The organism is Streptomyces sp. NPDC059875 (assembly GCF_042731085.1).
Classification (GTDB): domain Bacteria; phylum Actinomycetota; class Actinomycetes; order Streptomycetales; family Streptomycetaceae; genus Streptomyces.
This window is the reverse complement of sequence record NZ_JBHWJZ010000028.1, coordinates 101,294-108,945: the sequence shown is the minus strand read 5'-3', so window position 1 is coordinate 108,945 and position 7,652 is coordinate 101,294. Positions and strand designations below refer to the sequence as shown.

The window sequence follows — 7,652 nt, the reverse complement described above, 5'->3', positions numbered from 1 at the left end:
GGGCCGGGGCATGTGCCCCGGCCCTCCGCCGTACCGTGCTCACGTTCCTACAGCCCCCTGCGGGGCGCCGGTGGCAGCGCCGCGGGCGTGTGGTGCTGCGCCGACCACGCCGTCGGATACGTGCCGTACCGGCTCGCGTGCCCCGACCCGTGCCCGTGGAGCCCCGCGCTCACCGGCGAGCCGAAGGCACGGAAGCCCAGATCGTCCTCGCCGCTGCGGTCGCCCGGGAGAGCCCGGAACGACCGCCGGTACTCCGAGTACAGGGCGTCGTAGATCGGTGTGGCCGACTGGCCCGCCGTGACGTCCTGCGCGGGGCGCATGGAGGGGATCTGACTCGGATACGGCTGGCGGAGTGGGTCGTATGTGTGCATGTATGTGCCAACGACCTCGTGGTCCGTGGGATGCGGGCGGCTCTCGGAAACAGGCGGCCGCCGGGGGCGGGGAACGGTCGGAACCCAGGGGCCGGACCCGAGTGGCCCTATGCCCGCGCGCCCGTGCTCCCTCACGTGCCGGCCAGCGGCATCGCGGCGGCCACCAGCCGACCGTTGGCCGCCGCCTTCTCCAGGGCGTCGCGGAGCAGGTCCTCACGCGGCTGCTGACCGATCGAGCCGACCGGCGCGGCGAAGACCAGGACCGTGTGCGACTTGTTGGCTGCCGCACGCCAGCCCTCGGTGACCTGGAGCGGCTGGTGCGCCTGCCACCAGGCGACCTGGCCGCTGCCGCCCGTACCGGGCTGGAGCACGGAGTGCAGCTGGCCCATGGCGACGAGCACGGACCAGCCGGGCAGGACGCCCGGCTTCTGGTTCACATCGGAGATCGGCTGGAAGCCCTGCTCGATCAGCAGCGGCAGGAACTCGTCGCTCAGTCCGTCCGAGCCCGGGCGGGCCACCGGCGCGGTCGGTTCGACGACCAGCGCCGGGTGCAGCTCGCCCTCGATCAGCACGAGACCGCTGGTCACCCCGAGAACGGCCTGCTCGGGATGGGCCGCGCCGAGCGCGTCCGCCGCGTCGGTCGCGGCGATGGAGCGGACGGCGCCCTGGAGCTGCTCCTCCGCGACCTGGACCACCTGGGACGGAATGCAGCTGGCGTGGGCGAACGCCAGAACGGCCGTCTCCTCGCCGACGAACAGCACCGTGCTCGTGCGCTCCTGCTCGGAGTCGCCCGGCGTGCGGCAGGAGGTGCAGTCGTAGCTGCCCGGGGCATTGTCGCCGGCGAGCAGCCGGTCCGCTTCTTCGTCGCCGATCTCGGCGCGTACGTCCTCGCTGACGTCGAGCATGCGCGGCACGGGGGCTCCCTGGACTCGGTACGTGCGACGCCGGGCGGTTCCCGGCTCGTCTCATGCCGAGTTCAACGGGGAAGGCTCGGCCGGGGTCACGCGTACCGGTCCGGCAAACTTGTGTGACTCCGACCGGGTGGGGGATCGGGGCCGCCCCGCGCGGCACGGCCCCGGACCGCGGGTGCGCTGCCTAGCCTGCCGCGATGTCGAAGATCAGATTGTGGGCAACCGGTGCGTCCGCCGCGGCGCTGATGGCCCTCGTCCCGGCGCCGGCCCAGGCGCAGGACCGGGCCCAGGCGCCGCACCTGTCCTCCGCACGCCTCCACGCCCCCGCCCGCGCGCTCGGCCACCCGCCCGCCTGCGCCAAGGACCAGTGGCCGTGGGGCTGCGTTGCCGAGTGCGAGAGCAGCGGCCGCTGGCACATCAACACCGGCAACGGCTTCTACGGCGGACTCCAGTTCTGGCAGCCGACCTGGGAGGAGCACGGCGGACTGCGCTACGCCAGGCGCGCCGACCTGGCGACCCGTCAGCAGCAGATCACCATCGCGGAGGAGGTCCTGCGCACCCAGGGGTGGGAGGCCTGGCCGGTCTGCTCGAAGCGGTACGGGCTGAGCGGGCGGGCGCATGTGGTGCAGCCGGGCGACACGCTCAGCTCGGTCGCCCGCCGGTTCGGGATCGCGGGCGGCTGGCAGGCGCTGTACGCGGCGAACCGGAGCTTGGTCGGGCCCGACCCGAACCGCCTCCTCGTCGGAACGATGCTGCGGATCTCACCGCTCACCGACCTGCGGTGAACTCGGCGGCCTCCCCGCTGAACGCGAGGGAGCCGCGCCGCAGTTCGTGCAGCAGCGTGCCGGGCGGCAGCCCGGGCGGGGGCCGCTGCTCGGCGAGGACCACCGCGGCGCCGCCCGGCCGGGCGAGGGCGGCGAGCAGCCCGTACGTACGGGAGGCGGCCGCCGGGGACAGGCCGAGGGACGGCTCGTCGACCAGGACCACGCGCGCGGGGGTCAGCAGGGCCCGGGAGAGCGCGAGCATCCGGCGCTCGCCGCCGGAGAGGGTGCCGGCGGTGCGGGGGAGGAGGGGGGCGAGTTCGGGGTACGCCTCCAGAGCCCGATCGGGGTCACCGGGGGCCAGGTCCAGGTTCTCTGCGACGGTGAGCGTCGCGTACACCGCCCGTAGATCCGGTACGAAGCACAGGCCGCGCCGGGCCCGGTCGTGGGCGTGGAGGCGGGTCACGTCCGAGCCGCGCCAGAGGACCGTGCCGGAGGCCAGCGGCACGGTCCCGGCGAGCGCGCGCAGGGCGGTCGTACGGCCGGAGCCGTTGCGGCCGACGAGAACGGTGACCGCGGCGGCCGGGACGGGCAGGTCGAGGCCGTGCAGGGCCTCCAGGGGGCCGTAGCGGACGCGGGCGGCACGCAGGGCGATCTCGACGCTCATGACACGATCCGGCCTCCCTCCATGGTGTGCACGGTGTGGGCGATGCCGGCCACGAGGTCCGGGTCGTGCTCGACGACGAGGACGGTGAGCCCGTCGGCGGCGAGGGCGGCGAGGACACGGGCGAGGGCGTCGGTCTCCGCGGCGTCCAGGCCGGCGGCGGGCTCGTCCAGGAGGAGCGTGTGCGGGCCCCCGGCGAGCGCACGGGCCAGCTCGACCCGGCGCAGGGTCCCGGTGGGGAGATCGGCGGCGGGGCGGTGGCGGACGGCTCCGGAGAGGCCGAGGAGGCGGAGGGCCTGTTCGGTGGCGGCGGAGGAGGAGCGGTGGTGCCCCTGCTCGGCGCCGAGGCGGACGTTGTCCTCGACGGTGAGGGAGGGGAAGACGGCGAGCTGCTGGAACGAGCGGGCGACACCGAGCCGGGTGCGGGCGTGGGCGGCGCGGGTGGTGATGTCGGCGCCGTCGAGGGTGACGCGGCCGTGGGAGGGGCGGAGGGTGCCGGCGAGGCAGTCGAAGAGGGTGCTCTTGCCGGCGCCGTTGGGGCCGACCAGGGCGGTGACGCGGCCGGGGGTGAGGTCGATGCTGACGTCGGAGAGGGCGGTGAGGCCGCCGGGGTAGGTGAGGGTGAGGTGGCGGGCGCGGAGCCGTGCGGGTGCGGGGGCCGGTGCGGGGCGGTGGGGGTGCGCCCGGCCTCCGGCCGGGCTGAGTTTCCCACCCTCCCCGAGAGCTTCGCCTGGAGGTACCCCCACCTCGCTTCGCTCGCCCGTACTGCTGAGTGGCAGACGTGCGGGTCCACCTGTGGGTGGTGACCCGCCGTCGGCGGCTGCGGCGCCGATGCCCCTTGTCGGCAGCCAGGACATCAGGGGTGGTACCCGGCCCACCAGGGTTGCCAGGATGCCCACCGCGGCGGCTGCCACGCCGCCCCTCGTGCCGGCGTCCAGGCCGACCAGGAGGGCCGCGGCGGCCAGGGGGGAGAGGAGGCTGTCGGCGCCCAGGACGATGATCGCGGCGAACCAGAGGAGGCCGCGGACCGGGTCGTAGGCCTCCGGGTCGAAGGCGCGCAGGCCCATGCCCAGCAGGCCGCCGCCCAGGGCCGCCAGGGCCGCGCCCAGGACGAAGGCCAGGAGCTTGAGGAGGCTCACCCGTACCCCCGCCGCCTCCGCGCCCGCCTCGTGGTCGCGCAGTGCGGCGAGCGCCCGGCCCGTGCGGCCCCTGCGCAGCGCCGCGACAAGGAGCAGACAGCCCGCCAGAATCAGCAGCTCCAGGGCGTAGTAGAGGCGGTCGTCCGAGAAGCCCGCCGGGCGCCCGAGCTCCAGACCGGCCGTCGCGTACGGCTGCGCGAAGACGAAGCGGCTCACCGCCACCCCGACCGCCAGCGTGGCGAGCGCCAGCGCGAGCCCGTGCCGGCGGATCGCCGGCCACCCCGTGACCAGGCCCAGCGGGGCCACCACCAGCACCGCCACCCCCAGCGCCACCAGCTCCGGCAGCCCCCCGGCCGCGAGGAGCGCGGTGAACAGGGCACCCAGCCCCGCGTACGCCGCCTGTCCCAGCGCGATCTGCCCGCCCCGGCCCGTCACCACCACCAGCGACAGCAGCACGATCGCGAGGGCCGGCACCTGGACCGCGGTGTGCAGGTCCGTCCCCGCGAAGCCCAGCGGGAGCAGGAAGAGCACACCGGCCGTGAGCCACGCACCGGCCGGGACCCGCTGCCGCGCCGCCGGCGGCGGCAGGGCGTCCTGCCCCCGGCCACCGACCCCCGGCAGGACCAGCGCCGCCACCAGCAACGCCACCACGAACAGGTTCGCCCCCACCGCCTGCATCAAGGGCCCTGCGAAGCCCTCCGGATGGAAGCGGGTCAGCTGCGCCTGGGCGACCCCGATCGCCAGCGCCGTCACGATCGCGACCGGCAGGCTCCGCATCCGGGCCACCACCGCGACCGCGATCACCTCGACGACGAGCAGGGGCATCCCGTACGGATCGAGCCGTACATGAGGCGCGAGCAACACCCCCGTCAGACCCGCGGTGAACGCGCCGAACGCCCAGCCCACCGCCGAGACCCGGTCCGCGTCGATCCCGCCGAGCATCGCCAGCGGCCGGTTGTCGACCACGGCGCGCAGCTCCCGCCCGAACCGGGTCCACCGCGTCACGGCCCCCACCGCGGCGGCCAGCAGCACGACCGCCGCGAGCTGGGTCCACGGATCGTCGCCGAGCAGCACCGGCGCGTCCGCCCGCGCCCCGCCGCCCCACACCAGCGCCGCCCCGCCCACGAGCAGCACGAAGACCCCGATGGAGGCCACCAGGGTCTGTGCCGGGTTGGAGCCGAGGAGCGCCAGCGGTCGGAAGACGGCCCGGTCGAGCACCAGACCGATCCCGGGAGCGACCACCAGCAGGGTGAGGAGCGCGCCGAGCGGCAGCGGCCAGCCCCACTCCACCACCAGCTGTCGCAGCACATACGCGCAGACCATGGCGATCGCGCCGTGCGCCAGGTTGAGCACACCGGTCGCGCGGTACGTGACGATCAGACCGATGCCGGTGAGTGCGGCGGCGCTGCCGACGGCGAGACCGGCGAGGGTGAGGTCGTACGTCAGCGAGGCCACGGCTCACACACCGGGCAGGGGTCGAGCTCCGTGTCCCCCGCCGGTTCGGCGTCCGCCCTGCCCGCCACCAGCGGGCAGTCGGGCCGGTGCGCGAGCGTCCCGCCGGGCACCCGGACCGGTGGCTCGTCCGACGAGGGCGGAGCCGTGTCCTCCGGGGCTTCGGGGGCAGGCGCGGGCCTGCGCACCGGAACCCGGCCCGCCGCCCCGACCAGCACCGCCCCGGCCACGATCAGCGCGGCCCCCGGCACCGTGCAGGAGGCGAGATACGGCAGCTGCTGCTCCGCGAAGCGCTCGCCGGAGATCCCGTACCACCCGAGGACGCAGAGCACTGCGCCCCCGGCGGCGGCCGCGAGGCCGCCCCACAGCAGAACTCGGGATGTCGGCACGGGACCTCCCTCGCCTCGGCCCCCCCGATGCCCTCTTCCTTGCACTATGCCCGGAACCGGCACACCCTGGAATCATCAGGCCGTCCGGCCTCGACGGACATCCGGTGGTGAGCCAGATGGTTCTCAAGCGACGCGGTGGAGTCTCTCGCCCCCGCTCTCGTATCGCGGCCCTGACGGCCGCGTCGGTGTTGGTACTCGGGCCTGTCCTCGCGGGCTGCGGCGACGACAACGGCGGCTCCTCGCCCCAGACGACCGCGCCGCCCTACGGGACCACGCAGCCCGCGGGCGACCAGCCCGCCGACCCCGCCGCCGCCAAGGCGGAGATCACCAAGAACTGGACCGCCTTCTTCGACCCGAAGACACCCACGGCCGAGAAAGTGAAGCTGCTCGAGAACGGCGAGGAGATGCAGCCCGTCCTCGGCGCCTTCGCAGGCGACGAGAACGCGGCCATGACCTCCGCGAAGGTCAAGGGGATCGAGTTCACCTCGCCGAACGACGCGAACGTCACCTGGGACCTGTTGGTCGGCGGGGCGCCCGCCTTGCCCGACTCCAAGGGCACGGCCGTCCTGCAGGACGACACCTGGAAGGTGTCCGTGAAGACCCTCTGCGGCCTGGTGCAGCTCAGCGGTGCGACCGTTCCGGGTTGCTGAGGCCGTTACGGCGCTGCTCCTCGCCGCGCTGCTCGCCCTGACCACGGCGTGCGGCAGCCGGCTCCCGGAGCGCGCGTTCGAGACGCGGCCCACCGCTCCTTTCCCCTCCGGCGGTGAGCCGCTCCGGATCGGCATCATCACCAGCGCCACCAGCCCCGTCGGCGGCGACACGTTCACCGGGCCGCGCGACGGAGCCCGCGCCTGGTTCGACGCCCTCAACGCGCGCGGGGGGCTGAACGGACGCCAGGTCGAGGTCGTCACCTGCGACGACGGCGGCAGCGGCGTCGGCAACAACGAGTGCGTGCACCGACTGATCGACGAGCGGAAGGTGTTCGCCCTGGTCGCCACCACCGCACTCGACTACGCCGGCGCCCCGCTCGTCGCGAAGGCAGGCGTCCCCGACATCGGGGGCCAGCCGCTCACCCCGGCGTACGACACCTATCCGCATCTGTACGGGATCTACGGCAGTCTCGCCCCGCGCACCGGCAAGGCACCCGGCTGGGACGGGGTGCTGTACGGCGGGACCGAGGTCTACCGCTGGTTCAAGCGCGAGCACGGCGCCCGTACCGCCGGGGTCGTCGCCTACAACCAGGCCGCGTCGACGGCGTACGCCCGGCTGATCTCCGAGGGCCTGCGCGCCGAGGGGTACCGGGTCGTCGACGAGCAGGTCGACTTCGCCCTGCCCAACTTCCGCGCCGTCGCCGCCGACCTGAAGGCCCAGGGCGCCGACCTCGTCTTCGACGCCATGGACACGCACGGCAACGCGCAGCTCTGCGAGGCGATGGACGCGCTGGACGTCCGGGTCACCGCCAAGGTGACCAACGTGCAGAACTGGTCCTCGACCGTCCCCCGTGACTACGCCAAGTCCCCCGCCTGCCGCGAGGCGCTCTTCGTGACCGGCTCCAGCCGCAACTACGAGGACACCGGGCATCCGGCGGTACGGGAGTTCAGGACGGCGATGGGGAACCGGCCGCTCTCCCAGTGGCAGTTGGAGGGCTGGGCCGCCGCCATGTGGTTCACGGACGCGGCGCTGTCCTGCGGGGACCGGCTCACGCGCGCGTGCGTCGAGGAGTTCGTCAACCGGCCGGAACCGTACACCGCCCGCGGGCTGCTGCTCCCCGTCGGCTTCGAGAAGCTCGCCGAGCCGCCGAAGACCCGTCACACCTGCCTGTCCGTGGCCCGTTGGCAGGACGGGCGGGGGTGGGTCACCCAAGGAGACATGACCACGAACTGCGCCACCGTCCCCCAGCTCGGCTACCGACCGTGAACCGGATGCCGGGCGGGCAGTACAGTCGCCACCACCGACCACTTGACC

8 protein-coding genes are annotated in these 7,652 nt (G+C 74.4%); 3 read left to right on the top strand and 5 right to left on the bottom strand.

Annotation, left to right across the window (positions count from 1 at the left end; translation table 11 throughout):
• Positions 1-47: 47 nt before the first annotated feature.
• Complete coding sequence (locus ACFV9D_RS29380; RefSeq protein WP_385152659.1) at positions 48-320, bottom strand: hypothetical protein; 273 nt, start codon at positions 318-320, stop codon at positions 48-50.
• A gap of 182 nt (positions 321-502) precedes the next feature.
• A complete protein-coding gene (locus tag ACFV9D_RS29375; protein ID WP_385152656.1) occupies positions 503-1,285 on the bottom strand; it encodes a hypothetical protein in 783 nt (260 codons plus the stop codon).
• A gap of 194 nt (positions 1,286-1,479) precedes the next feature.
• Here ACFV9D_RS29375 and ACFV9D_RS29370 point away from each other — a divergent pair, with 194 nt between their 5' ends.
• Complete coding sequence (locus ACFV9D_RS29370) at positions 1,480-2,067, top strand: transglycosylase family protein (RefSeq protein WP_385152653.1); 588 nt, start codon at positions 1,480-1,482, stop codon at positions 2,065-2,067.
• On the opposite strand, the gene ACFV9D_RS29365 is transcribed toward ACFV9D_RS29370, so the two are convergent.
• From ACFV9D_RS29365 to ACFV9D_RS29355, 3 genes are read right to left on the bottom strand one after another with little or no spacing between them, the layout of a single operon-like run.
• Positions 2,051-2,710, bottom strand: a complete 660-nt coding sequence (locus tag ACFV9D_RS29365) for an ATP-binding cassette domain-containing protein (RefSeq protein ID WP_385152650.1) — start codon at positions 2,708-2,710, stop codon at positions 2,051-2,053. The genes ACFV9D_RS29370 and ACFV9D_RS29365 overlap by 17 nt on opposite strands.
• On the bottom strand, positions 2,707-5,301 hold the full coding sequence (locus tag ACFV9D_RS29360; RefSeq protein WP_385152647.1) for an ATP-binding cassette domain-containing protein: 2,595 nt from the start codon (positions 5,299-5,301) through the stop codon (positions 2,707-2,709). The genes ACFV9D_RS29365 and ACFV9D_RS29360 overlap by 4 nt, the downstream gene beginning before the upstream one ends.
• A complete protein-coding gene (locus tag ACFV9D_RS29355) occupies positions 5,289-5,687 on the bottom strand; it encodes a hypothetical protein (RefSeq protein WP_385152644.1) in 399 nt (132 codons plus the stop codon). The genes ACFV9D_RS29360 and ACFV9D_RS29355 overlap by 13 nt, the downstream gene beginning before the upstream one ends.
• Before the next feature lie 185 nt (positions 5,688-5,872).
• On the opposite strand from ACFV9D_RS29355, the gene ACFV9D_RS29350 reads away from it, so the two are divergent.
• Positions 5,873-6,337: a hypothetical protein gene (locus ACFV9D_RS29350; protein WP_385152641.1), complete on the top strand. Its 465-nt coding sequence runs from the start codon at positions 5,873-5,875 to the stop codon at positions 6,335-6,337.
• Entirely contained in the window at positions 6,315-7,604 is a 1,290-nt protein-coding gene (locus tag ACFV9D_RS29345; protein ID WP_385152638.1) for an ABC transporter substrate-binding protein, read from the top strand. Before ACFV9D_RS29350 ends, ACFV9D_RS29345 begins: the two co-directional genes overlap by 23 nt.
• The last annotated feature ends 48 nt before the right edge of the window (positions 7,605-7,652 follow it).

Coding starts and splice junctions, on each gene's coding strand:
- ACFV9D_RS29380 (WP_385152659.1), bottom strand. CDS start 320: ATGCGCCCCGCGCAGGACGTCACGGCGGGCCAGTCGGCCACACCGATC.
- ACFV9D_RS29370 (WP_385152653.1), top strand. CDS start 1,480: ATGTCGAAGATCAGATTGTGGGCAACCGGTGCGTCCGCCGCGGCGCTG.
- ACFV9D_RS29365 (WP_385152650.1), bottom strand. CDS start 2,710: ATGAGCGTCGAGATCGCCCTGCGTGCCGCCCGCGTCCGCTACGGCCCC.